The sequence below is a fragment of the Xanthomonas vasicola pv. musacearum NCPPB 4379 genome, from assembly GCF_000277895.2.
In the GTDB taxonomy this organism is placed as follows: Bacteria; Pseudomonadota; Gammaproteobacteria; order Xanthomonadales; family Xanthomonadaceae; genus Xanthomonas; species Xanthomonas vasicola.
In genome coordinates, this window is the sequence record NZ_CP034655.1 from 3,798,847 (window position 1) to 3,825,647 (window position 26,801).

21 protein-coding genes and 2 other RNA genes are annotated in these 26,801 nt (G+C 64.1%); 6 read left to right on the forward strand and 17 right to left on the reverse strand.

Translation table 11 applies throughout. From position 1 onward, the window contains the following. Positions 1 to 41: 41 nt before the first annotated feature. The 11 genes from KWO_RS17590 to aroE all read right to left on the reverse strand — a co-directional run bounded on the left by KWO_RS17590 (position 42) and on the right by aroE (position 11,841). Positions 42 to 1,412, reverse strand: coding sequence for an ATP-binding protein (locus KWO_RS17590; RefSeq protein WP_017115381.1), 1,371 nt, complete (start codon positions 1,410 to 1,412; stop codon positions 42 to 44). A gap of 74 nt (positions 1,413 to 1,486) precedes the next feature. Continuing rightward, complete coding sequence (locus KWO_RS17595) at positions 1,487 to 2,170, reverse strand: response regulator transcription factor (RefSeq protein WP_002808458.1); 684 nt, start codon at positions 2,168 to 2,170, stop codon at positions 1,487 to 1,489. Between the two features lie 71 nt (positions 2,171 to 2,241). Then, positions 2,242 to 2,544: a hypothetical protein gene (locus KWO_RS17600; RefSeq protein WP_010379215.1), complete on the reverse strand. Its 303-nt coding sequence runs from the start codon at positions 2,542 to 2,544 to the stop codon at positions 2,242 to 2,244. Between the two features lie 338 nt (positions 2,545 to 2,882). Then, positions 2,883 to 3,887 carry a tRNA dihydrouridine(20/20a) synthase DusA gene (gene dusA, locus KWO_RS17605; protein ID WP_010374916.1) on the reverse strand — a complete coding sequence of 335 codons (1,005 nt, stop codon included), beginning with the start codon at positions 3,885 to 3,887 and terminating at the stop codon, positions 2,883 to 2,885. Positions 3,888 to 4,341: 454 nt separating this feature from the next. Next, positions 4,342 to 4,566, reverse strand: a complete 225-nt coding sequence (locus tag KWO_RS17610; protein WP_010374918.1) for a hypothetical protein — start codon at positions 4,564 to 4,566, stop codon at positions 4,342 to 4,344. Positions 4,567 to 5,293: 727 nt separating this feature from the next. Further along, a complete protein-coding gene (locus tag KWO_RS17620) occupies positions 5,294 to 5,869 on the reverse strand; it encodes an ankyrin repeat domain-containing protein (protein ID WP_017113559.1) in 576 nt (191 codons plus the stop codon). A gap of 59 nt (positions 5,870 to 5,928) precedes the next feature. Beyond that, a complete protein-coding gene (katB, locus tag KWO_RS17625; protein WP_010379213.1) occupies positions 5,929 to 7,434 on the reverse strand; it encodes a catalase KatB in 1,506 nt (501 codons plus the stop codon). 570 nt (positions 7,435 to 8,004) lie between these two features. Then, positions 8,005 to 10,140 (reverse strand): ATP-dependent DNA helicase DinG, encoded by a 2,136-nt coding sequence (gene dinG / locus KWO_RS17640; protein WP_010374929.1) that lies wholly within the window; start codon positions 10,138 to 10,140, stop codon positions 8,005 to 8,007. Positions 10,141 to 10,392: 252 nt separating this feature from the next. Then, positions 10,393 to 10,629, reverse strand: coding sequence for a hypothetical protein (locus KWO_RS17645; RefSeq protein ID WP_010379212.1), 237 nt, complete (start codon positions 10,627 to 10,629; stop codon positions 10,393 to 10,395). Further along, complete coding sequence (locus tag KWO_RS17650; RefSeq protein ID WP_026112177.1) at positions 10,626 to 11,000, reverse strand: hypothetical protein; 375 nt, start codon at positions 10,998 to 11,000, stop codon at positions 10,626 to 10,628. The genes KWO_RS17645 and KWO_RS17650 overlap by 4 nt, the downstream gene beginning before the upstream one ends. Beyond that, complete coding sequence (gene aroE / locus KWO_RS17655) at positions 10,990 to 11,841, reverse strand: shikimate dehydrogenase (protein WP_010374937.1); 852 nt, start codon at positions 11,839 to 11,841, stop codon at positions 10,990 to 10,992. The genes KWO_RS17650 and aroE overlap by 11 nt, the downstream gene beginning before the upstream one ends. 65 nt (positions 11,842 to 11,906) lie before the next feature. Between aroE and KWO_RS17660 the strand changes: the two genes are divergently transcribed. Then, positions 11,907 to 12,788: a TolB family protein gene (locus tag KWO_RS17660; RefSeq protein WP_010379211.1), complete on the forward strand. Its 882-nt coding sequence runs from the start codon at positions 11,907 to 11,909 to the stop codon at positions 12,786 to 12,788. A 746-nt stretch (positions 12,789 to 13,534) separates the two neighbouring features. Here the strand turns inward: KWO_RS17660 and KWO_RS17670 are convergent. Beyond that, positions 13,535 to 16,069: a PepSY domain-containing protein gene (locus KWO_RS17670; RefSeq protein WP_017113558.1), complete on the reverse strand. Its 2,535-nt coding sequence runs from the start codon at positions 16,067 to 16,069 to the stop codon at positions 13,535 to 13,537. 231 nt (positions 16,070 to 16,300) lie between these two features. Between KWO_RS17670 and KWO_RS17675 the strand changes: the two genes are divergently transcribed. Beyond that, entirely contained in the window at positions 16,301 to 17,053 is a 753-nt protein-coding gene (locus tag KWO_RS17675) for a DNA/RNA non-specific endonuclease (RefSeq protein ID WP_010379207.1), read from the forward strand. A 125-nt stretch (positions 17,054 to 17,178) separates the two neighbouring features. On the opposite strand, the gene KWO_RS17680 is transcribed toward KWO_RS17675, so the two are convergent. After that, on the reverse strand, positions 17,179 to 18,093 hold the full coding sequence (locus KWO_RS17680) for a LysR family transcriptional regulator (RefSeq protein WP_010369930.1): 915 nt from the start codon (positions 18,091 to 18,093) through the stop codon (positions 17,179 to 17,181). 92 nt (positions 18,094 to 18,185) lie between these two features. On the opposite strand from KWO_RS17680, the gene KWO_RS17685 reads away from it, so the two are divergent. Both KWO_RS17685 and KWO_RS17690 read left to right on the forward strand, forming a co-directional pair. Then, the gene (locus tag KWO_RS17685; RefSeq protein WP_010379205.1) at positions 18,186 to 19,178 is read left to right on the forward strand and encodes an SDR family oxidoreductase; all 993 of its coding nucleotides are present in this window, start codon (positions 18,186 to 18,188) and stop codon (positions 19,176 to 19,178) included. A gap of 65 nt (positions 19,179 to 19,243) precedes the next feature. Next, positions 19,244 to 19,319: non-coding RNA, sX9 sRNA (locus tag KWO_RS17690), on the forward strand. Between the two features lie 44 nt (positions 19,320 to 19,363). On the opposite strand, the gene hemB is transcribed toward KWO_RS17690, so the two are convergent. Both hemB and KWO_RS17700 read right to left on the reverse strand, forming a co-directional pair. Beyond that, positions 19,364 to 20,359, reverse strand: coding sequence for a porphobilinogen synthase (gene hemB, locus KWO_RS17695; RefSeq protein WP_010369920.1), 996 nt, complete (start codon positions 20,357 to 20,359; stop codon positions 19,364 to 19,366). Positions 20,360 to 20,581: 222 nt separating this feature from the next. Then, complete coding sequence (locus tag KWO_RS17700; protein ID WP_017117814.1) at positions 20,582 to 20,824, reverse strand: hypothetical protein; 243 nt, start codon at positions 20,822 to 20,824, stop codon at positions 20,582 to 20,584. 209 nt (positions 20,825 to 21,033) lie between these two features. Here KWO_RS17700 and KWO_RS17705 point away from each other — a divergent pair, with 209 nt between their 5' ends. Further along, positions 21,034 to 21,495 carry a hypothetical protein gene (locus KWO_RS17705; protein WP_010379201.1) on the forward strand — a complete coding sequence of 154 codons (462 nt, stop codon included), beginning with the start codon at positions 21,034 to 21,036 and terminating at the stop codon, positions 21,493 to 21,495. An 878-nt stretch (positions 21,496 to 22,373) separates the two neighbouring features. Here the strand turns inward: KWO_RS17705 and KWO_RS17715 are convergent. After that, complete coding sequence (locus KWO_RS17715) at positions 22,374 to 24,158, reverse strand: DUF885 domain-containing protein (protein WP_010379200.1); 1,785 nt, start codon at positions 24,156 to 24,158, stop codon at positions 22,374 to 22,376. 321 nt (positions 24,159 to 24,479) lie between these two features. On the opposite strand from KWO_RS17715, the gene KWO_RS17725 reads away from it, so the two are divergent. Beyond that, positions 24,480 to 24,556, forward strand: a non-coding RNA gene (locus tag KWO_RS17725) — sX9 sRNA. Between the two features lie 4 nt (positions 24,557 to 24,560). Here KWO_RS17725 and KWO_RS17730 read toward each other — a convergent pair. Continuing rightward, the gene (locus KWO_RS17730; protein ID WP_017112285.1) at positions 24,561 to 26,798 is read right to left on the reverse strand and encodes a S9 family peptidase; all 2,238 of its coding nucleotides are present in this window, start codon (positions 26,796 to 26,798) and stop codon (positions 24,561 to 24,563) included. Positions 26,799 to 26,801 lie beyond the last annotated feature (3 nt).

The window sequence follows — 26,801 nt, forward strand, 5'->3', positions numbered from 1 at the left end:
TGCGGGCATTGACCAGGTGTTCATCGGGCCACTCCCGATGGTCACAGTCCCGGCGGCAGGGTCACGTCGAAGCGGGCGCCGCCCAATTCCTGCGAGCGCACCACCTGCAGTTCGCCACGGTAGGCCTTGATCAGATCCTGCACGATCGACATGCCGATGCCATGCCCTTGCACGCGCTCATCGCCACGCACACCGCGCTGCAGGATTTTGGCCACGTCTTCGGGCGCGATGCCGGGACCATCGTCTTCCACCGACAGGATCAACCCGGCACGACGGCTACCGGTGGTGGGGCCTGGTTGTGCGGTCAGCAGCACGCGGCTACGCGCCCACTTGAAGCCGTTTTCCAGCAGATTGCCGAGTAGTTCCTGCAAATCGCCCGGCTCGCCGTGAAAACGTGCTTCGGGCGAAATATCGAATTCGCACAACACGCCCTTGACCGAGTACACCTTCTCCAGACCACGCACGATTTCTTCGGCGGTCGGCTCGATCGGAAGCGGTGCGGCGAACAACTTGTGTCCGCTGGAAGCCGCGCGTGCTAGCTGATAAGACACCAGATCGTTCATGCGGCGCAGCTGCACATCCATTTCTTCGTGCAGATCGCGCTCGGATGCACCGCTGTCCAATTGCGTGCGCAACACGGCGATGGGTGTCTTGAGGCTGTGCGCCAGATCGGCCAGCGTATTGCGCTGACGCTCCAGGTTGTCGCGTTCGCTCTCGATGAAGGCATTGATGCTGTCGGTCAGCGGCTCCAACTCGCGCGGATGCTGCTCGCTCATGCGCTGGATCTCGCCGCGCTGCACCTTGGTCAGTTCATTGATGACACGCCGCAGCGGGCGCAGGCTCCATTGCAGGATGAAAGCCTGCAACACCAGCAACACCACACCGGCGCTACCGAGATAGAACCACACCGCACCACGGAACACGCGCAGCTGCGCGCCCATCGAGCGCGCATCTTCCATCACATAAATGGTGTAGGGAATCTCGCCGCCGTGTTCGCGTTCGACGTAGCTCACGCCCAGGCCGTAGCGATAGAGCTGGCCCAGGCTGCCGTCGATCTGGGTCATTTCCAACGGGCCGATGAACTCTTCCTGGCGCGGCTCCAGCATGCGGCCGTGCGGAATATTCGGGCCTTCGGCAGACATCGAGGTCCAGCTTTCGTCCGGGCGCACCACTTCGACGTACAGCCCGCCGCCGGGAACGTCAAAGCGCGGGTCGGGCGGTTGTCCTCCGATGTACAGCGAGCCATCGCGTACGAAATCGATATTGGCCGCATACGCGGAGGCGTAATTCTTCAGCCGCTCGCGCAGATTCTTTTCAGCGGTGTCGGCAAACGCCACATCCAGCGCGTACCCCGCAAGCGCAAGGAAGGCCACCAGACTGAGGCTGGCGGCCAACAGCTGGCGGGCCTGCAACGAGCGCGGCCGCCAGCGTCTATACCACTTGGAGCGGCCCGACACCCTGTCTTCCTGTTTGCCGACGCGCGGACTCAGCCTTCGGTACGCGGAATGGCGAAGCGGTAGCCGCGACCACGGACGGTTTCGATCGGCTTGAGCTCACCATCGGGATCGAGCTTCTTGCGCAGGCGACCGATAAACACTTCCAGCACGTTCGAATCGCGGTCGAAGTCCTGCTGATAGATGTGCTCGGTGAGGTCGGCCTTGGAGACCAATTCGCCGGCATGCATCATCAAGTACTCGAGCACCTTGTACTCGTAGCTGGTCAGGTCGACGTTGGCGCCGTTGACGCTCACCGTCTGTGCTGCCAGATCCAGCGCGACCGGGCCGCATTCAAGCGTAGGCTTGCTCCAGCCAGCCGCACGCCGCAGCAGCGCGTTGACGCGCGCCAACAACTCTTCGACGTGGAACGGCTTGACCAGATAATCGTCGGCGCCCTGCTTCAGGCCTTCGACCTTGTCCTGCCAGCTCGAACGCGCGGTCAGGATCAGCACCGGAAACTTCTTGCCTTCATCGCGCAGGGCTTTGATCAGCTCCATGCCCGACATTTTAGGCAAGCCAAGATCAATGATGCCAACATCGAACGGCACTTCACGGCCCATGTAGAGACCTTCTTCGCCGTCCTGTGCAGCGTCGACCGCAAAGCCTTCGCGCTTCAGACGCGCCGCAAGGGTTTCGCGCAGCGGAGCTTCGTCTTCGACCAAAAGGATACGCATGCACTCTCCCTAGTTACGTTGTCGGCCAGCGGCCGGGGAATTTATAAGACTTAACGCAGAACTATCTACGTTTAGTGGTTATCGTCGCGTGGTGGCGCGTCCGGTGGTGGCAAGTTACGCGGCGGCGCGGCCTGCGTTTGCTCCGGCTCGTACACGGTGTGCACGCGTCCGTCTTTCATGTACTTGACCCGATTGAGGTTGCCGCCATCGAACGGCACGCGCTCAGCGCCCAGGATCTGTCCACCGGTAGACCGTTGTACGTGTCGAATGGTGTCCGACAACGTGCGGCTATTGCCGCGTGCCGAAGGCGGCAACGCTTCGCGCCCGCTCTGCACCATCGGGTAGCCCTGGCCCCAGGCCGACGGCGCGGCCACGGCAACCCAGAGGGTAACCAGAGCAACTTGGCGAGCGCGGCAGAGCAATTGGGTCACAAACGAATCCTAGCGAGTTGTTCAGGAACATTCAAAATTCGTGAAATCGACCAGGTGTTAGTGGTGGTCGAGCGTCGGAATCGAGCCAAATTCTTGATTTTGTGGGGTGAATCCGATCTGAACTTTTTTAGCTCCGAGTTAACGGCGTTCAGTGAAATGAATATTGCCGGGCCTCGAAGCCACGATGGGCGGGGGTTTGTGGCAAATGCACCCGCTCCAAGGAACCCCGAAACCATCGATAACCCGGCAGCCCGTTCAGGAATGCAAACAGTGGGCCAACGTTAGGCGACCACCCGCCAGGGACGCGTATCGGTACGCTGCAGCGCCTGCTCGACCAACTGCCAACCGACCCCCGGACGATGTGCGCCTTCGCTCAACACCTGCCGGAACGCCCGACCGCCGGGCTGGCCATGGAACAGGCCCAGCACGTGCCGCGTCATGTGCTTCAAGGCCAGACCTTGCGCTAGCTGCGATTCCACATACGGCCGAAATGCGCGTAGCAAGGACTCGCGCGGTTGCTCGGGCTGCTGGTTCAAGGCAGCGTCCAGACAATGCAGAACGTACGGGTCGTGGTAGGCCGCGCGGCCGAGCATGACGCCGTCGGTGTGCTGCAGATGCGCCAGTGCGGTGTCCACGGCCGTAATGCCGCCGTTGAGCACCACCGGCAGGCCGGGCCGCTCCTGCTTGAGCCGGTAGGCCCAGTCGTACCTCAGCGGCGGCACTTCGCGGTTTTCCCTTGGCGACAGGCCCTTGAGCCAGGCGTTGCGGGCGTGCACCACCACCATCGCCGCGCCGGCCGCGACCACCTGGTCGACAAAGCCGGCGAACACCGCGTGGTCGTCATCGTCGTCGACGCCGAGGCGGCATTTGACCGTGATAGGCAGGTGGGTGGCGGCGCACATGGCAGCGACGCACTCAGCCACCAGCGCCGGCTCGCGCATCAGGCAGGCGCCAAACCGCCCGGCCTGCACGCGGTCGGACGGGCACCCGCAATTGAGATTGATCTCATCAAAGCCCCACTCCTGCGCGATCGCCGCCGCCTGCGCAAGCAAGGCCGGATCGCTGCCGCCCAGTTGCAGCGCCAGCGGATGTTCGACCACATCGAAGCCGATCAAGCGCGCGCGATCGCCGTGGATCACCGCGTTGGCGTGCACCATCTCGGTATATAGGCGCGCCGATGGCGCCAACAGGCGGTGGAAGACGCGGCAATGGCGGTCGGTCCAATCCATCATCGGAGCGACGGACAGGCGCAGGGAGGCGGCGTAGCGATCGGCGGAAGCGGTCATCGACGAAGTGGCCGCAGCGAGCAGCCATTAGAATGCGAAGCAGGATCAACAGCTTACACGGCGTCGATGAATCTGCGGCGGTGCGGAGTGGCAGGCTGGGGCGGCTGCCTTTCGGAGTTAGCTGCGGGATCGCCTACTCGCTGCGCCAGGTGATCGACCCTATCAGTCGGCCGAATGCGAGCATTGCGCGCGATTGTGGATGGTGCTGGTGACGCGCTTCAGCCGCCAGCATCGCGGTTGCGTCCTACTGTCGGAAGAGGCGAACAGCATCGCGTTGACGCTGTTTTCGTTTCACTCACTCGCCAAGCGCGAGTGGTAACGGGAGGCATCGCTGCAGGATGCGCGGTGCCTGTCTGCGTTCGCCTCTGCGGCGAACGCGGTGCATCGTCAATGACACGTGGAGCTTTCCAAGTCCAGCGCCGCAGTCACCGCTGCGCCTGGACGAACCCGGAACTTATGGGTTACGGACACCAACACGCTCTTCGGCGCTCAGCGGCTTGCCGAGGGCGTGGTACGAGGCGACCAGCGTGATCAGGGCAGTGCCCATGACCGTGTAGAAGCTCCACGACTTGGCCAGTACGTGCACCTGGCCGAAGACCAGTGCGACCACGGCAGTAGCGGTGCACAGCACCATGGCCAGCAGAGACATCAAAAAAGGGATGGAAGGATCGAGCTTCATGGTCCGGGGGTTCCAGGGTGCGATGCGATAGCTGCAGCATCGGCGTTCCCGGCGCTTTCTTGAACTGTTTTCTGCGCTTTTTTTCAGGCAATTTCGAGCAGGTCAGCAAGCACTCAGTTTTCTGTCAAAGCCTTGGCGCGCAAGGGGTTGCGTGTCGGAAAACTCCCGACGCAATGGTAGAAAAATCGCCACCCGCGCCAGAGTTACAACGCGGCTGTGGCGGAAAACCGGCGGGGCTGCACGAGGCGATTTGTGGCCTGCCGCAGGTGCGGCCTCTGACGTTGTGTCGGTTGCGGTTCTTCTGGGCGATGCAGTGGGGTGCGTTAGCGAAAGAGAGCGGTAAAGCTCGGAAGTCGTCGCCAGGCTCAGGCAAGAAACGTGCAGGTCACCGGCTTGGCGCCGCGCTTCCAGGCGCTTGCCGGGACTAGGCTGTCCTTGGGCTGTCTTGACGATGGCTGAGGCCGCCGATGTGGAGAGAAGCCGGGGATGCGCTGCCAGGCAATGACTCAACCTGCAGAAGGCCTGGAAGGTGCACCTGGGTCTGCCAACGCTGAGCTAAGTCCGACAAGAGCTCATGAGCGACAGCCTATGCCGCGCAGCGGGCAGCAGCGGCCAGACGGGTCTGGCGCCGGCATGGACCAACGCGAAGCGGAACACCGGGGCGCTTGTAGGCCGATGACCAGCGCACGAAGCACGCGGGCCTAGCCAGCAAGCGAGATCAGCACGCTCAGCGCGCCGGAGCGGTGGCGAATTCGCCGCGTTGCAGCTTGGTCACGTCGTTGCCCTGCCCGTCCTTGAGGCTGAGGTCTGCGCCCTTGGCAGCCAGGTCCTTGAGCACGTCGGTACGTTGGAACAGCGCCGCATACATCGCGGCGGTCTGGCCGGCGTTGTTGCGCTGGTCGGGCGCACAGTCGGCCTGCATCAGGCGCTTGGCGATGCCCAGCTCGCCCTTGAAGATGGCGCCCATCAGCGCGGTATTGACACGCTTGTCCTGCGCACAGGGGTCGGCACCGGCGCTGAGCAGTTGCTCCACTGCCGGGCGCTGGCCGTGGTACGCGGCGAGGATCAAGGCGGTATAGCCCTTCTCGTCGCGGGTATTGAGGTCGTAATGCGAGCGAATGAATTCCGCCAGCATGTCCTGGCGACCTTCGCGCGCGGCGTCGAAGAAATACTCACGCAGTTGCAGCTTGATCTGCTCAGGTGTGGCGGTAGCCGTTGCGTTGACGGCGGGTGTGGATGCCGGCGAAGCAGCATTGGCAACTGCAGACAGGCTGCCAAGCATCAAAAACAATACGGTGCGCATGGGGATCTCCCGAAACTAACGACGACATCGCGGCGCAGACTGCGATGTCGTCGGGCGGATCAGTCCTGCAGGCTGGAGGCCAGCTGCTTGACGCGCGACAGGTCGCCCCTGGCCACGCGGGTAACGCCGGTGCCGTACTCGGGGTCGGCCTTGTACAGGAACGACAGCATCAGGTGCTTGCTTTCGGTATCGGTGGTGGCCAGAGACTCGCCGAAACTCTGCACCAGATCAGCACGATCCTTCTTGCTGTAGGAGCGGTACAACTCGCCGGCCTGCTTGAAGTTCTGCTCGCGGGTGATCTTGGCCTGCTGGGTGGTGCCCGACAGCGGCAGTTCGCTATAGCGCGCAGCGGTGTCCTGCGGACGCGGCTGCAGACGGCTCGGCTCGTAGTTCACTCCGCTGGTGGTCTGGCCGATATTGCCCTGCCCATCCTGATTGCCGTTGTTGACCGCCACACGTGGACGGTTAACCGGCAGGCTCAGGCCATTGGCACCGATGCGATACAGCTGCGTATCGGCATAGGAGAAAATACGGCCCTGCAACAAACGATCTTCAGACGGCTCGATACCCGGCACCAGATTGGCCGGGGCCATCGCGACCTGCTCGGTCTCCTGGAAGAAGTTGTCGACGTTCTTGTTCAACACCATCTGGCCGACCTTCTGCTCCGGCACGTCCGGCCAGATCTTGGTGGCGTCGAGCGGGTCGAAATCGAACTTGGACAGGTCTTCCGGCTTGAGCACCTGTACGTACAGGTCCCACTTCGGGTAATTGCCCTTCTTGATCGCATCAACCAGATCGTTGGTCAGGTGGCTGTAGTCCTTGGCCTGCACGGCGGCGACCTGCTTGGGATCGAGATTCTTGATGCCTTGCAGCGTCTTCCAATGGAACTTGACGTAATGCACTTCGCCCTGCGCATTGACCAGCTTGTAGGCATGCACGCCATTGCCGTCCATGAAGCGATAGCCAGCCGGCGTGCCCTCGTTGGAGTACAGCAGCGTCAGCGTGCGGGTTGCTTCGGGCACGTGCGAGAAGAAATCGAAGCGACGCGAATCGTCGTCCAGGTTGGTGCGCGGGTCTGGCTTGAACGCATGCACCATGTCAGGAAACTTGATTGCATCGCGAATGAAGAACGTGGGGAAGTTGTTGCCGACCAGATCCCAATTGCCTTCGCTGGTATAGAACTTGGTGGCGAAACCATGCGGGTCGCGCAGCGTTTCCGGCGAATGATTGCCGTGCACCACCGAGGAAAAGCGCACGAAGACCGGAGTTTTTTCGCCAGCGCTGAAGACCTTGGCTTTGGTCAGGTTGGACAGATCGGCGGTGGCAGTGAACTCGCCTTTGACGCCGGTGCCGCGCGCATGCACCACCCGCTCCGGGATGCGCTCGCGATCGAAGCGCTGCAGCTTCTGAATCAGCTGGACGTCTTGCAGCAGGGTCGGGCCGTTGGGGCCTGCCGTCTGCGAATTCTGGTTATCACCGACCTTGGCGCCATTGTCGCGGGTCAGAACGGATTGGGCGAAGACCGGCGGGGCGATCAACGTCGGGGCTAGCAGGGCTAGCACCATGAGGTGTCCAGGGCGCATGGCGTCAGCTCGTTTGGGGGAGCCTGAATCATGGCGAGCAGGCAGAAGCGTGAGAAGTCGTTAGTTATGATCGCTGCGATAGGGGAACGTAATGATGACTGCGTTGCGTGATATGCATCGCCAAATTTGCGGGCAGTGGGTTGCAGATAGCTCCAGCAATGGGCGTCTGCATGCAGCATCCGCATTTGGTTTTGCATGATCTGAGTTCCGATCGCTCTCAGCGAATGCGGCGCTGCAAGGACGATGCCCAGCATGAATGATGCACGTCACCTCTACACGCATGCGCGATGCAGTCCTGGTCAATGCATGAAGCAATCGGCTGCGGGGCATGCAATCCGTGGGATCATCGAATGGTGCAGCTGCGCCATCGCGTGGTGCAGATGTGGAGCGACCAGCCACGCTCTTTGTGTTGCTGCACAACGCGGCGCTGGATTGCACCGCGCAGCAATCGCACCGGGCGCGCTACACGCGTATCGGCTGCGCCAGCGCACACCGCCGCACGCGCCATCGTCCGGCGCGATAGTGGTGGTACCGCAGATCGTCAGGCAATACTCAACGCCCAATCACCCGCTTGAACGGCGGCAGTGCATCGATGATGCGTTTGCCGTAGCGGCGGGTGAGCAGGCGCGAGTCGAGAATGATCACGCGGCCATGGTCGTTGGAGCTGCGAATCAAGCGGCCGGCGAACTGCGTGAGCGTGCGCAGCGCATGCGGGATGGCGATCAGGTTGAAGGCGTTATGACCGCGACTTTCCAACCATTCGCTCAGGGTAGATGTTTGCGGATCGGTGGGCACGGCGAACGGCACCTGGGTGATGACCACGGTGGTGCAGGCTTCGCCCGGCAGATCCAACCCTTCGCCGAAAGAATTCAAACCGAACAACACCGAGCCTTCGCCAGCAGCGATGCGGCGCAAATGTTCGGTGATCAATTGCGACTTGTTGCCTTCGCCTTGCACCAATACGCGATTGCGCTGCGCCAACGGCATCAGGTCGGCCACCTTTTCCATCTTCCAGCGCGAGGTGAACAACACGATGCTGCCCTTGGCGCTCCAATCCAGTTCGCGCACCAGATATTTGGCCACTTCCTTGGGATGGCCTTCGCGGTCGTCGGGTGTCACCGGGAAATTGGGCACGATCAATTCGGCTTGATTGGGCAGGTCGAACGGCGAGGCCAGCGAGGCCATTTCTGCGTGATCGGGCAAGCCATTGTCGATGGCGAAGGATTGGAAATCGCCGCCGCCGGTGAGCGTGGCCGAGGTCATCACCACCGAATCCACTTCGTTCCAGATCATCGTGCGCAACACCTGCGCAGCCGACACCGGCGAACAATGGCAAATCAAATCGCCATCGCGTGAGAGGGTGATCCAGCGCGCCATCGGCGGCTGGCCTTCCTTGTCTTCGCGGCGCCAACCACTCCACAGATTGTGCTGCTGCTCGGCCATTTCCAGCGCCAGGCCAAGGCTGCGCTGCAAACGTTCGCGCGCGGAGTCGTCTTGTTTTCCCTTCGCAATCGCGCTATGTGCGGCATGCACCCAATTGAACAGCGCGCGAGTTTCTTCGCCGAGTTCTTCGATGGCCGGGCCCCATTGCGGCGGCAACTTGCCATTGGCCGCACGCCACAACGGATCGCGCTCGCCGGGCTCCGGCTTCCACACGCGTTCGACCTCGGCGTGGAAGGCCTTGAGCAGCTTGGACACGCGCGCAGCCACCTCAATGGCTTCGTTGGGCAGCAAATTGCCCAGCTTGTCCTTGTCCACTGCGCGATAAGCGGCCGCGATAAGGATCTGCATGCGCCCGGTACGCCTGGCCATGTCGTCCAGCGGCAGATTGGCTGCGCCCTGATCGATCGCTACGCCGGCGATGTGATGACCTTCGTCGAGCACCAGCAGCATGTCCGATGGCGGGGCGATGAGTGGCTGGCCGTTTTCGGCATCGCCCAGTGACAACGACGACAGCAGCAAGGCGTGGTTGGTGACCACGATCTGCGCCTCGCGCACATCGGTGCGTGCCTTGAGCACCGGGCATTGCGCGGCGTAGCTGCAGCGGCGCCCCGCACAGCCGGAGGCCGGCGTGGTGATGCGCATGCGCAGCGGCACCGAAACCTGCTCGGGTGCGTCGTCCAGGTCGCCGTTCCAGGTGCGTGCGGCGTAGGCCTTGGCCAGGCGCTTGGCCAGATCCGCATCGACCGGGCTGAGCGGGCGGTCGTAGAGCGCCTGCTCGTCTTCGAACATGGCGTTCTGGCTGGTGTCGCCTTCCAGCTCGGCGGCGTTGCGGGTGCACAGGTAGCGGGTGCGGCCCTTGGCCAGCGCCACGCTGGCGTCCAGCCCGGTGGCCTTGAGGAAGGCCGGGATGTCGCGTTCCACCAGCTGCGATTGCAATGCCACGGTGCCGGTGCTGATGACCAGTTTTTTCTTGGTGGCCAGGGCGATCGGCACGCCGGCGGTGAGATAGCCCAGGCTCTTGCCTACGCCGGTGGGTGCCTCGGCAATGCCGATGCCGCCGGAGGTGGCCAGCGCACGCGACACCAGGCCGATCATCTGGCTCTGCGCACGGCGCGTGGCAAAGCCCGGCGTATTGGCCTGCAATTTGGCGTAGGCGTCGCGGATGCTGGCCTTGATCGGGTCGGTCAGGGTGCGCTGGGTGGGAACGGGCGCCGACGGCGCGGCCGGTGGGGCAACTTCACTCATCGCACTATTTTCGCACGGACCGGCGCAGCGCCTGCGACCGGCGTGGTGCGCGGCTGAACGTGTTTGCTTGCGCGGGGACGTAGTGCGGCCAACCTAATGCCGGGAGCGAAGGCTGCACAGCCAGCCACATGGTTCGGATGCTCGATTAGCGCCTGCAAGCACTGGCTGCCTGCTTGGACCCGGAAGCTCGCGCGATGGATGCCGACCGAGGCCCCCGCTGCCTGCAATGCGCAGGCAGCGTCTATTTGTTCGTCAGCCGTGCTGCGTACGCGACGGCCACGCATAGCGCGCCCACACCAAGCCGATGACTGCCATTGCGATGCCCATCAACACCATGCCGACGCCCACGCCATTCGGCCCGAAACGTTCGTACAGCAGGCCTCCGCGATTCACTGTGGCCAGTGCCTGCGGATGCAGCAGCGTCCACACGCCCTGGCCGGTGCAGACCAGCCCAACGATCACCAGCAAGATGGCTTTGAGCGGGATCATGAGCGCGGACCAGTGGCGGGCGCCAAGCGTTGCAGGCTGGCCGCCAGCGTCCACACCAGCACGCCGATGCCGACGGCCTGCACGGCCATCAGCACGAAGTGGGCGATGCTGACAACCATGCTGATCTGACGCACATTGCCTTGCTGCAGCAACAGCATCGGAATCGCCTGGAACGCGACCTCGGCGAACAGGCAGCCCAGCAGCAACCAGAGCGCGGCCAGGCCGGCACGCCGCAGCGGGCTCTGCGGGGCGCGCCATAGCAAGACCAACCCAAGCAGCACCGCAATCAGCATCGGCACGCGCGACAGCAGGCTGGTGACCAGGGTCAGCAGGATAGCGGTGACATCGGGGCTGCCCATGTCAGTCGGCACTGACCAGCACGGCTTCGCGCGCGCGCAGCGCGGCGTAGACCGGGTCGGTGTCCGGGCGCACGCCGTGCCATAGCGCGAAGCTTTCTGCAGCCTGCTCTACCAGCATGCCCAGGCCGTCGATGGCATATCGGCATTGCGCCGCACGCGCCCAGGCCAGGAACGCGATGGCGGTGTCGCCGTAATTCAGATCGACCGCAGCGGTGAGGCTGTTGACCAGGCCCAGTGGCAGCGCGAACGCGCCGGCATCGCGATCGCGGCCGGCGGCAGTGGCATTGACGATCAGTTCGAAGTCGCCCAGCTCGCGCAGGTCTTCGATGTAACGCGAGGTCACCCGCGCCGGCTCGCCCAGTGCATCACACAAGGCATCGGCGCGCTCAGGCGAGCGGTTCACCACCACCATTGCGGTGATACCCGCCTCCAGCAGTGCCGGCGCCACACCGCGCGCAGCACCACCGGCGCCCAGCAGCAGCACGCGGCGGCCACGCAGATCCAGGCCCTGGCGCTCGGTGAGATCACGCACCAGGCCGGCGCCATCGGTGTTGTCGCCTTGCCACTGGTCGTCGTCACGCACCAAGGTGTTCACTGCCCCGGCCAGCCGCGCGCGATCGCTCAGGCTACTGGCCAGCGCATAGGCGGCTTCCTTCAACGGCAGGGTGACGTTGGCGCCCTTGCCGCCCTCATCGGCGAAACGTTGCAGCGCGGCAGTGAAGTCCTCCGGCGGCGCGTCGATGGCGGTGTAGTCCAGCGCAATGCCGGTCTGCTTCCCGAAGTCGGCATGGATGGCCGGCGACAGCGAATGGGCGACGGGGTGACCGAACACGGCATAACGGGATACGGGCATGAAACGCTCTCTGGTTGACTAGACTGTGCGCGACTTTAGAGCCGCTCTTGAGGCAGGAACACCGCATGCAATATCGATGGACCCTGCTCACGCTGGCGGCAAGTTTACTCTGCGTCCCGTCTGCTTCGGGGCTTGCCGAATTCGGCATCGAGGGGATGGGTGTGGTCTCCACGCCAGCCAACGAGGCACGCGCCACACTCAGCCCGGACGGACAGCGCATCGTTTGGGCCAGCGACCGCGCCGGTGGCGCTGGCGGCTGGGATCTGTGGCAGGCGCAGCTACGCGGCGGGCGCTGGCAAGACGCGCGGCCATTACCGATCAACACCGCACAGGACGAGACCACCCCATTGTTCAGTGCCGACGGCCGCTGGCTGCTGTTCGCCTCCACCCGACCCGCCGGCGCGGGCGGCAGCGACCTGTACCGTGCGCCGGTGGATGCGCAAGGCGCCGTGGGTGCGGCGCAATCGTTGGGTACGGCGATCAACAGCGCGGGCAACGAGCGCGCGCCAACGCTGTCGCTGGACGGGACGCGCTTGCTGTTCGCCAGCGACGGGCATGGCGGCGCCGGCGGCATGGATCTGTTCGTGGCGCGCTGGGATGGGAAAGCCTTTAGTGCGCCGGCGGCCTTGGTCGACATCAACAGTGCAGCCGACGAACTGGACGCGGCCTGGCTCGGCGACGGACGCGCGCTGGTGTGGGCCCGCGGGAAGACCGATGGCCCCAGCCAATTGCTACTGGCGGTCTGCAAGGACGGCCATTTCGCCCAGGGCGTGCCGCTGCCGCTGTCGTTCAACGGGCCGCAGGAGCGCACCTTCGGTGCGGTCGTGGATACGGCAAAGCCCGGCGAATTGTTGGTGACCGGCAGTGCCCGTGCGCCACGTGCAGGGCAGCTGGACATCTACCGAATGAAGGCACCGGCAGCCGATGGCGATGCGAATTGCCGTTGAGGGGGATGGAGGCACCAGGTCAGAGCCAGATCGGCTGGCTTCCATTTATGGCACGCTGGTTTGTTGAAGGGCGAATGGTCTGACCTTTGCTGCAGGCTGACTTACTCTGGGTTCTGGCCGCAGGCAGCTGATCTGCGACTTGGCTGCAGGGTCCTTGCCCGCCCACCATCGCACGACACGCTGCAAGTACGGCCTTGTAAGCTCCTTGGCTGCATCCATGCCGCCAAGGGTCCCGCGATGGTGAGCGGGCAAGGACCAGTGACGTCGGTCGGTGTGCATGGCGTACGAACTGCATTGCGCGATTCGTTAAACGAATAACGCGTTGGCTCAGTTGATGTCCGGTCGCAGCCGCTGGCTGCTGTCATGACCATGCGATTCGCAGCAGCAACCAAATCGACACATGCAGCAATCGGTTCGTAGCATTGAGTTGCTTTAGTTAGATGGCAGCCAACTCTCTGTCGCGGTGCCCTCGCCGCTTGCGGGTTTACGGCGTGTCCAGCAAGCGGTAAGGACACCGCGCACTCGACGGAGCAGACCTTCGACTGCATCAACAAGATGCCGCCAACAAACCGACGCGCAGATGCTAAGCAAGCGGCGCGCAGGTAATGCTCGAACTAGGAGTCGGCATATATCAGCCGCGTGTTGCGATTCTCCAGCCTACGGCTCTGCGCTTGCAGCTGCCTAACGCTCACCAGCTACGTTCTGTTAGCCGAGGTAAGGCCGCAATCCCGCAGCCATCACCGCACTCAATACACATCGCGCCGATAACGGCCCGCCGCGGTCAATGATTCCAACCGCGTGTCACCGAGCAGTTCTCGCAAGGTTGTATCGACTTCGCGCGCCATGCTGTCCAGACTGCCGCAGACGTAAATCACGGCGCCGCGGTCGATCCAGTGCCGCAGCGTGTCGCCGGCTTCGCGCAAGTGATGTTGCACGTAGCGCTTGTGCGATTGGTCGCGCGAGAACACCCACTCCAGTTGTTGTAGATGCCCACTTGACTGCCAGGCCTGCAACTCGCCGGCGAATAAGCGGTCGTGCGCGGCATGCCGTTCGCCGAACAACAACCAGTGCCCATGCACGCCGGTCAGCTCGGCTTCGCGTAGCAGCGCGCGCAGGCCGGCAATGCCGGTGCCATTGCCGATCAAGACCATCGGCATTTTTTCCACCCGATGAAACCCGGGATTGGTGCGCAACCGTGCGCGCACCGGCGTGCCGGTCGCCGCATGGCAGATCAGCCAACCCGAACCCAGACCGGGGCTGCCATCGGCACGCGCGGTCAGCCGCACCACGACCGTCGCCGTCCCGTCGGCCGGCACGCTGGCGAGTGAGTAATCGCGCGTGGGCAGCCAGGCGCAGGCATCCAGCCAGCCTTGCGGATCCACAGCATGGGCAAGCGGCGTTGCAGGCGGTTCCGGCAGCACGCGCTCGGCGGCGGCCTGCTGCAGCTGCAGTAATTGTGCGTCCACATGCACCAGCGCGTCTGGCGACAGACCCCAGGCAGCCAGACAAGCACGCACCTGTGCTTCGGCATGCGCGGGTTGCACTTCGAGGATGTCGCCGGCCTGCCACTGTGCTTCGGCCGGTGGCTGCAGATCGATGCGCCAGATCGGTGCCCCTTCGCTGCCCGGATTCACATGGGTGCGCGAGGACAGCATCCATTCGGTCAAGGTGGGCCGTGCCAGGGGCACAGCAACCATCGGTGCACCGGCGATCTGGCCCAGCTGCGCATGCCACTGCGCCAGCGCTTGCGGATCGACGTTATCCATTTCCACCGCAGGAAACAGCGCGCGCGCGCCCTGCGCATCCAGCCACTGTTCGACACGCCGCGAGAACCCGCAGAACTGTGCGTATTGGCGGTCGCCCAGTGCCAGCACCGCATAAGTCAGTTGCGGTAATTCCAAGCGTTGCCGCAGCAGTCCACGCTCGAAACCGCGCGCCGCATCCGGTGGCTCGCCATCGCCAAACGTACTGATCACGAACAGCGCGTGCCGGGTACGTTGCAGTTCCTGCGCATCCAGTTGCGCCAGCGAGCGCACCTGCACCGGCAAGCCGACCGCCTGCAGATGCCCGGCGGCCTGCCACGCCAGGCGCTCGGCAAAACCGCTCTGGCTGGCAAACGCAATCAACCATGGCGCCGCTTGCGAGGCCGGTGCTGCGCCTTGCAATACCTTGCGCGCAGCGCGCAGTTCGCGTTTTTTGCCGCGCCGATCCAGATACAGCATCCAACCGGTGACGAAGAATACCGACATGCCCAGGCTGGCCAGCATCACCACGATGCGCCCGGGCAACCCGAAGAAGCTGCCCGAATGCAGCGCGAACATGCTCACCGCTATCTGTTGCCCGCGCGGCAACAGCGCGTAGTCCTGGCGCTGCAGCAGTGCTCCGCTGTCCGGCGCGATATCAAGACTGTCGTAGGCGCGATCGTGCGCGGGATTGTCAGGCAAGAACCGCACGTTCAACGGCTGCCCGGCGCGCGTGGGAATGCGCAGATCCAAGGCAGCGCTGCGGGTGGCGGGAATGCCATCGAGCGTACGTTGCACGCCTGCGAAATCGATGGTGGCCGGGCGGTTATCGCCTCGGTCACCGCGTATCGCAGGCGTGGCGCCGAGCAAGGCCACCATGCCATCGCGATACCAGGGGTAGGACCAGGTCAGCCCGGTTAGTGCAACCAGCAGATACACCAGCAAGCACCAGGTACCGAACACCGCGTGCAGGCTCCACAAGAAACTGCGCCCCTGCCGTCGCCATTCCACCACCCACCAGGTGCGCGGGCTCCACCACCGTCGCGGCCAGCGCAGATACAGCCCCGATGCGCAGAAGAACAGCAAGATGAAGGCGCTCGCACCGGTCACCGCCTGCCCGCGCTTGCCGGCGGACAGATTGCGGTGCAGGTCTTCGATGAAGGCAAACGCAGCGCTCAGCCGCGGCGGCGCAACCTGCTCCCCCGTGTAGGGATCGAAGTACACCCGGCCACCGCCCTTGCCGGAGAGGCGAGCGGCCGAGGGACGCGCGCCGGTGGGGTCGATCAACAGGCGCGTGACCGTGTGTTTTTGCCCTGCATTGGTCGGCGCCAGATCGAGCCGTTGCAGTAACACATCCACCGGCAAGGGCTGCTCGCCCGCCGCATGCCGTTGCGCCAGTTGCGCAATGGCCGGGTTGGCCATGCGCACGATCTCGTTTTCAAACGACATCGCCGCACCGGTCAACCCCATGACCGACAGCACCAGCCCGGCAGTGATGCCGAGCAGCCAATGCAGCTGGAACAAGAGCGTCTTGATCAAGACATGGGCACGAAACAGGACGGCCGGCCATTGTAGATGAGAATGAGTCTCGCATCCGATCGGCATCGGCTGATGGCGTTCTGCCGCAGCCTGTCATGCAGTCCCTCGGAAACGGCCAGCCTTGCTTCATGCGCGCTGCGGCACGCCGTCATCTGCCAAACATAACGCGGTCATCGTTTGGACATCGCGCGTTGCCACCTTTCTCACTCCTCCTGGCAAGCGAGCTCTGCAATGCCTTTCTTCTTGCGCAGTTGTGTGGTGCTGGCAGCGTTGTGCACGACCTCGGCGGCGGTTGCCGCCACCAGTTGCCCCACGCTTTACGCAAACGGCACCCCGCCTGCCGTGAGCAGTTCCACCACCCGCACCACCGAGGTGTGCCACACCGAATACGTGCTGCTGGCCTCGGGCGTGACCAAGGACCCGGTGTACTCGGCCGAGCACCTGACCGACCAGCAGGTTGCCGGCGCCGAGGCGACCGGCCGGGTCGGCTCCTTCCACGACGAAACCGGTCTCCCGGCCGCTGATCGCTCGAAAAGTTCCGACTACACCAACACCGGCTACGACCGCGGGCACATGACGCCGGCCGGCGATGCATCGACCGAAAGCTCGGAAAAAGAGACCTTTTCCATGGCCAACGTCGTCCCGCAGGACCACAAGCTCAACACCGGCGAGTGGGCGCACATCGAACAACAGGTGCGTCAGCTGGCCAAGCAACACGGCGAGTTGTACGTGGTGACCGGCCCGGCGTTCGACAGCGGCACCGCAGCGACCATCGGCACCGACAAGGTTGCCGTCCCGGCGTATGTGTGGAAGGCGATCTACGAACCGGGCGTGGGCGCGGGCGCGTATCTGTGCGTCAACGACAGCAGCATCAACTGCGACGTGGTGTCGATCAACGATCTGGTCATGATGACCAACGTGGACCCGTTTCCCTCGCTCAGCGCGAGCGTCAAGTCGCAGGCGATCGCGCTGGTACTGCCGTAACGTCCAGGTTTGCGCGCGGAATTCAGCTGCATGTGCGTGACGCGTGCGGACGTCGCGCGTAAACGGCAAGCGGGATCGGTCATCGCAGCGGCTGTTGCCATGCAGGTGCATACACACCGCCGCTGTCAGTTGCTGCCGGCGCCCGCCTCCGGCGCGGCGCAGTGCGCGGCCAATCCCGCTGCCAAAGCCGCGAACACCGCACTGCAGGCCGCACTGGCGCGCAGGTCTTGATGCATCGTGACCCAGACGTCCAGGGCAACGCCGACCTGCTGCGGCAACACCGGCAGCAGGCGTGGGGTCCGCCGCGCCAGCGCCGCCTGGCAGAAGCCGATGCCGCATCCGGCACGGATCAGCGCCAGCTGGGCCAAATCGCTATCGGCACGTAGCGCAAAGGCCGCATGTTCCCAAAACGGGAAGCCCTTGCGCGCGCTGCGCAGGAACGGCGTGTCGGTGTCGAAGCCCACCAGCGCGTGCTGCGCCAGATCGTCCGGGCGCTGCGGCACGCCATGCCGGTCTACATAATCCGGATGGGCGTGTAGCCCGATTGCGATCTCACCAACGCGGCGCGCCACCAGCAGGTCCTGCTGCGGCCGGATCATGCGCACCGCCACATCGGCTTCGCGATGCAGCAGATCCTGCACCCGATTGCTCAACACCAGTTCCATGCGCAGCTGCGCATGCGCGTTCCGTAACGCCGCCAGGATCGGCGGCAGGATTTCAGCGCCCACCACTTCGCTCGCGGAGATTCTGACCGTGCCTTGCAACGCGTCGCCATGCCGGCCAGCTGCGCGCTGCAATGCCGCGGCCATATCGGCCATGGCGCGCGCATGAAGACGCAACGCCTGCGCAGCATCGGTGGGCAGCAGTCCGGTTTGCGAACGTACAAACAGCGGCACTGCCAGCAGTTCCTCCAACGCCGCCACATGCCGCCCGACCGTCGGCTGGGTCAGACCCAGCGCGCGTGCCGCCGCAGACAGCGAACCCTCTTCCAGCACCGCGAGGAAGGATCGGTAGAGCTCCCAACTGATCGTATCGGCCATACATAAATGTATAGCTGCGCGCGCATCTTCGCCAATTTATTCGTAGCGACGACCTCTCCACACTGGCCGCATCTCGACAGCGGAGCAGACTCATGAGACAGACAGAGAGCGCCCTGGTACTGGGTGCCAGTGGCGGTATCGGCGGCGAAGTGGCGCGGCAACTGCGCGATGCAGGCTGGCAGGTGCGCGCGCTGCAGCGCGGATTTGCGGCTAATGCGGAGCACCGCGACGGCATCGACTGGCGTCGCGGCGACGCCATGCAGCAACAGGATGTCTTGCAGGCAGCGCGCGGTTGCGCGGTGATCGTGCACGCGGTCAACCCGCCCGGCTACCGGCGCTGGTCCGAGCTGGTGCTGCCGATGCTCGACAACAGCATCGCGGCGGCCCGCGCCGAGGGCGCCACCATCGTGTTGCCCGGCACCGTCTACAACTACGGCCCCGACGCCTATCCGTCGCCGGACGAGGATGCGCCGCAAACGCCGACCAGCCGCAAAGGCGCGATCCGGGTCGAGATGGAGCGCCGCCTGCAGGCCGCCACCGCAGATGGCGCGCGGGCGATGATCGTGCGCGCCGGCGACTACTTTGGCCCGCGTGCGCGCAATAGCTGGTTCGCGCAAGGGCTGGTCACCCCAGGGCGCCCGGTCACCACGGTGACCCTGCCTGGCGCGCAAGGCGTTGGCCATCAATGGGCCTACCTGCCCGACGTTGCGCAGTGTGTGCTGCGGCTACTGCAGCGCCGCGACACGCTACCGGCGTTCGCCCGCCTGCACATGGCCGGACACTGGGATGCCGACGGCACGCAGATGGCAGCGGCGATCGGCCGGGTGGTGGTACGCCATGGCGGCGCGCAGCCGAAGCTGCGCCGCTTTCCGTGGTGGGCGATCCCGCTGGCCAGTCCGTTCGTGCCACTGGCACGCGAACTGCGCGAGATCCGGCCGCTGTGGAGCAACCCGCTGCGCCTGCGCAACACGCGCCTGCTCGAGGTGCTGGGCGAAGAACCGCACACGCCCCTGGACGCGGCCGTCGAGGCAACGCTCAGCGGATTGGGTTGCCTGCCGACACCGTTGCTGGCACCAGCGCACTGACATAAGAGCAGCTAGCAATACGACTGCGCAGCCGCCAGGCGGGCGCGGCCGGTGCTCGGTGCGGCATGTACCACTCGTACACTCCGGTTCCTGTGCGCCGTCCGCACCCACCTGAAAACTGCTCGCTACGTCTTGTTAGCCGCTCTAAGATGCGCCTGCGGCGACATGGCCGCAGGCGCTCGCGCTCAGCGTGTTTCCTCGCGCAACCAGCGCGCCACTTGCGGGGCGAAATAGGTCAACACGCCGTCGGCGCCGGCACGCTTGAAGGCCATCAGCGCCTCGAGCACGCACTTGCGCTCATCCAGCCAGCCATTGGCCGCTGCCGCCTTGAGCATCGCGTACTCGCCACTGACCTGATACGCAAAGGTCGGCACGCGGAATTCTTCCTTCACCCGGCGCACCACATCCAGATACGGCATGCCCGGCTTGACCATCACCATGTCCGCGCCTTCTTCCAGATCCAGGGCGATCTCGCGCAAGGCTTCATCGCCGTTGGCCGGGTCCATCTGATACGTGGTCTTGTCGGCCTTGCCCAGATTGCCGGCGCTGCCCACCGCATCGCGGAACGGGCCGTAAAACGCCGAGGCGTACTTGGCCGAATACGCCATGATGCGCACGTTGAGATGATCGTCGGCATCGAGCGCGCGGCGGATCGCGCCGATGCGGCCATCCATCATGTCCGAAGGCGAAATGATGTCCACGCCCGCCTGCGCATGCGACAACGATTGCCTGACCAGCGCTTCGACCGTGATCTCGTTGAGCACATAACCCTTGGCGTCGATGATGCCGTCCTGGCCGTGGGTGGTGTACGGGTCCAGCGCCACGTCGGTCATGACGCCCAGCTCCGGAAAGCGCGACTTCAATGCACGCACCGCGCGCTGCGCCAGGCCGTCCGGGTTCCAAGCCTCGGCAGCGTCCAGGCTCTTGCCGGCCGGGTCGATCACCGGGAACAGGTCGATCACCGGGATGCCCAGTTCCAGCGCGTTTTCCGCTTCGCGCAGCAACTCGTCCAGCGACAGGCGTTCCACGCCCGGCATCGACGCAATCGGCGCGCGGCCGGGCAACGCGTGCACGAACACCGGCCAGATCAGGTCATCGGTGGTCAGCGTGTTTTCGCGCATCAACCGACGCGAAAACGCATCGTGGCGCATGCGGCGGGGGCGGTAGTGCGGGTGGGCCATGACAAGGCTCCTGTAGACAGCGCATCAGTTTACGCTTGCCATCCCGCGCAGGACGCGCTGCGACGCAGTGTCGCAGCGCTGCAACGGCACGCAGGCTCTTGCTTGCATGCTGCTGGCGGCAGGTCGGGCAAGGCACCGAAGTCTAGCGATGCAGACCCTGCCCGACGCGCGCACCCAACATCTGCACACGCAGGTGCGCATCGCCGCCTTATCGAAGGCGCTCTAGATAATCCCGCCGCCCAATGTCAGGCGCATCGCCCCGACCACGATCACCAGGCCGTTGAGCACCAGGCCGGTCTTGGCACGGCCGCGGTTGCCTGCCGAGGTGAACAACAGCGCGATGGCGGCGATCAGTGCGCCCATCGCCGCAAACGGAATCAGGAACCAGTTGCCCCAGCCCAGCAGCGGGATGAAAGCCAGGACCATCCAGAGCAGCGCCACGATGCCCCACAACAGACTGATCAATCCCACGGGCCACCTCATCTTGAAGAAAGCACGAGCTTACCGGCGCGACCGTCCGCGCGCCGTGGGCGGGTGGTCATCATGACCAATGGCGGTTTGGCAGCAGCCTCACACCGGCATGGCTAGGGTGCGCCGAAGTGCGGCGCGATTCAGTCCAAGCGCCGGATCATCGCTGCCGCTACCCGGCTTTCATTACCCAAGGGGGGTCCACCATGCACAAGCAATCGCTGATCAGAAACGTTGCCATCGCCGCGGCCACCGCCGCCTTGCTGGCCGGCTGCGCCAGCAGCTCCAAGGTGATGCTGGGCCAGGCGCGCGCGCCGATCGACCCGGCACAAGTGCGGGTGTATTCCAATGCCCCGGTCGGCTCGGTAGAGATCGCCCAGTTCGAATCGACCAGCGCGGCCGGATTCGGCACCCAGGGCCAGACCGACGCTGCTGTGCAACGCCTCAAGCGCGAAGCCGCCAAGCTCGGCGCCAACGGCGTGGTCATCGTCGGCGTGGGCTCAGAACGCTCCGGCGGCGGCCTCTCGGTGGGCGGTGGCAGCTACGGCGGCCGCGTCGGTGGGGGTTTAGGAATTGGCATCCCAACCACCCAGAAGCGTGCGGCGGGCGTGGCGATCTGGGTGCCGGCGGGGGCAAGCGATGCGGCACGCCCGCCACTTGGTCAATAAGCCATTTGACTCGGATTCGTATGTCTTCGACCAGTAAGACGCCAGTCTCGAGAGATACTGGGCGTCTTGTCGACGCTTCTGGCAACGAACGGCCTAAGCCGGCTTGTAATGAAACCCCAAATCGGATGCAGTATCCTTTGGCGGCGACAAGATTGGGACCGCCTTAGCCGTATATACCAGGTTTCCTGTCTACTGCGCTTTAGCCACTTGATCCTGGCAACGCGTAGCTGTTGGCCTCAGTCATCTAAGGAATAGTCATGAAAAGCTGGATATGGATGTTGATGTTGGCGATGTGTTTCGTTGGACAAGCTGCGGCTCAAACTAAGGGGGTAAAGCTTGTCTGCCGCTCCGATGATCCATTTGTCTTCTGTACGCAGGGTTGCAAAGATCAAGACAAGAATTGGATACCGGTGGATCCAATTAGCGCGACCTGGGTCGCCGTGCCCGGATATTGTCTGTTCCCTAGCCCGACACCTTGCTGTGCCGGCCCAGTGTGCCTCCAGGCGTGGACACCGATTGCCATTACTGCGCTTGCGCAGTATCAGAGCGTTTGTCCGCAAGCAAAGAAACAGGGAAAGTGGACAGGTCAGCAGCGACCTGAGAATGTTCCATTCGCTCATTGAGCGCACCCGCTCGATGAAGCTTCATACAACAGGCCACCGTCCAGATCATTAATCGCGCGGCGGCTTATCAGTGTGGCCTGCTCGCCAGCACGCAGGTCACGCTCTTTTGTATTTCCAATGAAGCTGTATCGCCTTAATCAGCTGCAACTTCAGCTTCGAATAGTGTTCATTAAATCGACGCGGCCTGCAGGGCCGCGCCTTAGTTTCAGCATTTGAATTGCCGAGAAGAACCAGCTAGGCCAACCCCGGCTGAATTTACTTCTGTTGCGCCGGAATGAACTGCGTCTCCACCGCCTTGGCCAGCTGATCCGGTGGGAGCAGGCCTTGGTCGAGCAAGAAGTTATTGAAAGCCAGGCGATCGAACTTCTTGCCCAGGGCCAATTCGGTGCGCATGCGCAGTTCGAGGATGCGGGTGTAGCCGTAGAAGTAGCTGCCGGCCTGGCCGGGGGCGCGGACGGTGTAGCGGTCCAGTTCCTGGCGGGTCATGGCCGGCGAAAGGCCGACGTCGTCTTCCAGCACCTGGCGTGCGCGGTCGCGATCGATCAGGCCCAGGTTGAGCATGGGGTCGAGCATGGCGCGGGCGGCGCGTAAGAGGCGGAACTGCAGGGCGATGAGCTGGCCGTCGAGCGGTTCGTACGGCACCATTTCCGCTTCCGCATACAACGCCCAGCCTTCGACGTTGACCGAATTGAAGGCGAACATGCTGCGCGCCAGCGAGACGCCGCGTTCGACCATGGCGGTGAACTGCAGTTCGTGGCCGGGGCGGCCTTCGTGGGCGCTGAGCGTCCAGGCGGCCGAGCCGAAGTTGAAGTCGTCGTAATGCTCTTTCTTGGCGCCATCGGCGGTCGGGTTGCCCAGCGGCAGCACGAACTGGCCCTGCTGGCCGGTATTGCCGATCAACGGCGCTGGCAGAAAGTGCGGGGCCGGTTGCGCAGCGCTTTCAGCGGCGCTGCCCAGGCGCATCTGCATGGGGCGGTTGGGCACATCGACGATGCGCTGCTTGCGGATGATCGGGTCGATCTGATCGATCACGCCGCGGTAGTGGGTTTCCAGCTGGTCGTCGGCAATCTTGTTGCCCTTGAGCGCGCGGATCACCTGCACATAATCGCCGCCCTGTACGCCCTTGGCCTTGGCCACCAGCGGCGCCAGCTGGCGCATGGCCGAGCGGGTTTCCATGAACTCCAGTTGCGCGCGCTGAATCAGCTGCTGCGGGGCGATGTCGATACCGACCTGCTTGAGTTGAAAGGCGTACAGCGGCTCGGGCAGGCGGGTGTCCTTGCGCGCCTTGGGCAGCACGGTGGTGCGGGTCCAGGCGGCGTAGTCCTTCAGTTGCGTGGACATCGCCTTGAGCGCTTCGTCGGCGCCCGCGATCTTGTACTTGGCGAAGAGCTCGCCGATGCCGGCCACGTACGTGTCCACATTGGCCAGGGCCTGCTCCACCTCGCGCTGGGTGGGCTGCAGCAGCGCCTTGTCGCCCAGCTTTTCCTCGTAGCGCTGGCGCGCCAGCGTGGTGGTGGGCGTGCTTCCCGGCACGAGGCCAACATAACGCTTGAGGCGGTCCAGCGCCTTGGCGCGGCGCTCGGGCACGGTCTGGTCGGAGAGCAAACCGTTGAGGCCACTGAAGACCAGTTCCGGGGCGTCGTTCCACGGCAGCAGGTAGCGCTCGTTGAGCTCGCTGCCTTCGATGTTCTGCTCGGCCGCGCCGATCATGATCTGCAGGTCCTGGCGCACGTTGGCATCGCGCTCGGTGGCCAGCTTGGTCTGCAGCGTGGCGCGCGCCTTACGCATGGCATCGCGATAGCGCGCGGTGTTGTCCGGGCCCAGGTCGACGACCTGATCGTCATAGCCGGACACACCGAAAAAGCTGGCGTATTCGGGCTGGAACGGCGCCTGCGCGTTGAGCAGGATCTGCGCGTAGCCATTGCTGGTCTGCACCCAGGCCGGACTGGCAGGCTGCGTCGGCGCAGCCTTACCGGTCTGTGCCTGCAACGGCAACGAGGAACCGAGCGCCAGCGCAACGGCGAGAACAAGTGGCTTCATGAGGCATATCCGCAGATTGAGTAGCGCGACCCTACCCATCTGCAACGGCCGCGGCAATCTGCCTTAGGTCATGGCAGGCAGGCTGCGGTGGCGATGCTGTGGCCGTAGCACCATGATCTGGTCGCCATCGATGCCGGCGAAGGTCAGTGTCTGGTAGGTCCAACGTCCATGCCTGCGTGTGCATCCACCTGCACGCTGCCTTCGCCACGCGGGCCCTGCAGCCCAACGCTGATAAGAATGGCGGGCGAGTGGTGCGACGCATGCGCGTGTGACTTGAAGCAGATTACAAAACAACTGCAGCGCGGCCGGTGCTCGGACGGCATGTACCTCGCGTAAACCGCGGTTCCTGTGCGCTGTCCACGCCCACCTGACGACTGCTCGCCAGGTTTTGGCTAGCCACGCTTAGTCGTGCACCGGCATCAGGCAACGCTGCAAAAACGCTTCGGCGGTCTTGTAACGATGCAGTGCTGTGGCACCCGACAACCCGTGCTTCGCACCGGGATACGTCATCAATTCGAATGCGGTGCCGCGTTGCTGCAGCTCGCTCATCAGCGCAGTGGAGTTGGTGAACAGCACGTTGTCGTCGGCCATGCCGTGGATCAGCAGCAGCTTGGCTCGCAGGCCGTCCAAATGCGTGGCGATGCGTGCGTTTCGATAGCCTGCGGCGTTGCGAGCCGGCAGGTCCATGTAGCGCTCGGTGTAATGCGTGTCGTACAGGCCCCAATCGGTGACCGGTGCGCCGGCCACGCCGCACGCATAAGCGTCGCTGTGTTTGGCCAGCAGCATCAAGGTCATGTAACCGCCGTTGGACCAGCCCTGCACGCCAATGCGCTTGGCATCCACCCAGGGTTGTTGCTTGAGCCAAGCCACACCTTGCAGCTGGTCGTCCACTTCCACCGTGCCCTGCTTGCCGTAAAGCGCGCCACCGAAGTCACGCCCGCGCCGCGGGGTACCGCGATTGTCCAGCGAAAAAACCACGTAGCCACGCTGGGCCAGGTATTGATCGAACAAGGCATCGCCGCGGCTGGGCCAGGCATCGAGCACGGTCTGCGCCGCCGGGCCGCCATACACATACACAATCACCGGGTAGCGCTTGGCCGGGTCGAAGTTGTCTGGCTTGGTCAGGCGGTAATGCAGTGGTGTCTTGCCGTCGGCAGCGCTGAGCGTGCCGAATTCGATCGGACGCTGCGCGTCGCGGTAGTGGGCGTACGGATGCTGCGGGTCGCTCAAGTCGTTCTTCAGCAGCGTGGCGATTTTTTCGCCATTGGCGTGAAACAACTCGATCTGCGGCGGCGTGGTGGTGTTGGACCAGGTATCGACGTACACGCTGGCGTTGTTCGCAAAACTCGCCGCATGCGTCCCGTTGGTGCTGGAGCGCTTTTCGATCGCGCCGCCGGCCAGCGGCACGGCGTAAATGTGAGTTTGCGTGGGCGCGTCTTTGCTTGCGGCGAAATACACCATGCCGGCCTGCTCGTCGACGGCGAGCACGCCATCGACCACCCAGTTGCCAGAGGTCAGCGGCGTCAACGTGCGGCCGTCTTCGGACGCCAGATACAAATGCTCGTAGCCGCTGCGTTCGGAGTTCCAGAGAAAGCGGCCGTCCTTGAGAAATCGCAGGTCGTTACTGAGCGGTACCCAGGTGGGCGAGGTTTCGGTGATGAGCGTGCGCTGCGCGCCGCTGGCCAGCGTGGTTTCGATCAGCTCAAGGGTTTTCTGGTCGCGCGACTGGCGCTGGAAGGTCAGGCGCTGCGCATCGCGCCAATCCACACGCGCCAGATAGATGTCCGGATGCTTGCCCAGATCGATCCAGCGTGGGGTCGCCTTGGCGCGCGGTGCAATGACGCCCAGCTGCACCGCCACATTCGGCTGGCCGGCTTGCGGATAGCGTTGGCTGATCACCTCGGTGTGGTCGGCATACACTTCTGGGCGCTTTTGCACGGGCACTTGCGATTCGTCGATGCGCGCGAAGGCAATGGCCGAATCATCCGGCGCCCACCAATAGCCGGTGTGGCGATCTATTTCTTCGTCGGCAACGAATTCGGCCACACCATTGCCGATGGTCTCACCGCCATCGTGGGTGAGCTGCAGCGCGTTGCCACTGGCCAACTCGATTACCCACACATTGCGTTCGCGCACGAAGCTGACGAACCCGCCCTTGGGCGAGAGTTTGGCGTCGGTGGCAAATCCTTCGCCGTGCGTGAGCCTGCGCACCGCTGCCGCGCCGGTCTTGCGCAGGTCGTACAAATACAACTCCCCGCCGAGCGGGAACAGCAGCGCGTGCGCATCCGGCGCCCACTGATAATCGACGATGCCGGTGAGCGCGGCGATGCGTTGGCGTTCGCGACGGGCTTTTTCGACATCGCTCAGGACTTCGGTGCCGGGCAGCACGATTTTTGAATCGACCAGCAGGCGGGTCTGGCCGCTGGCGATATCGTATCCCCACAGGTCCAGCTGATTACGATCGCTGTCCTTGCCGCGCAGGAAGGTCACGCGCGAGCCGTCCGGGGCCACCTTGGGTTTCATCAGCGTGGGGCCGGCAAGCGGCAATGGGCCGGTGATGGCCTCCAGGGTGAGTTTTTCGGCGTGGGCCATGGGAGCGGTGCTGAGCATGAGGGCAAGGGTTACGAACAGGGCGCGCATCAA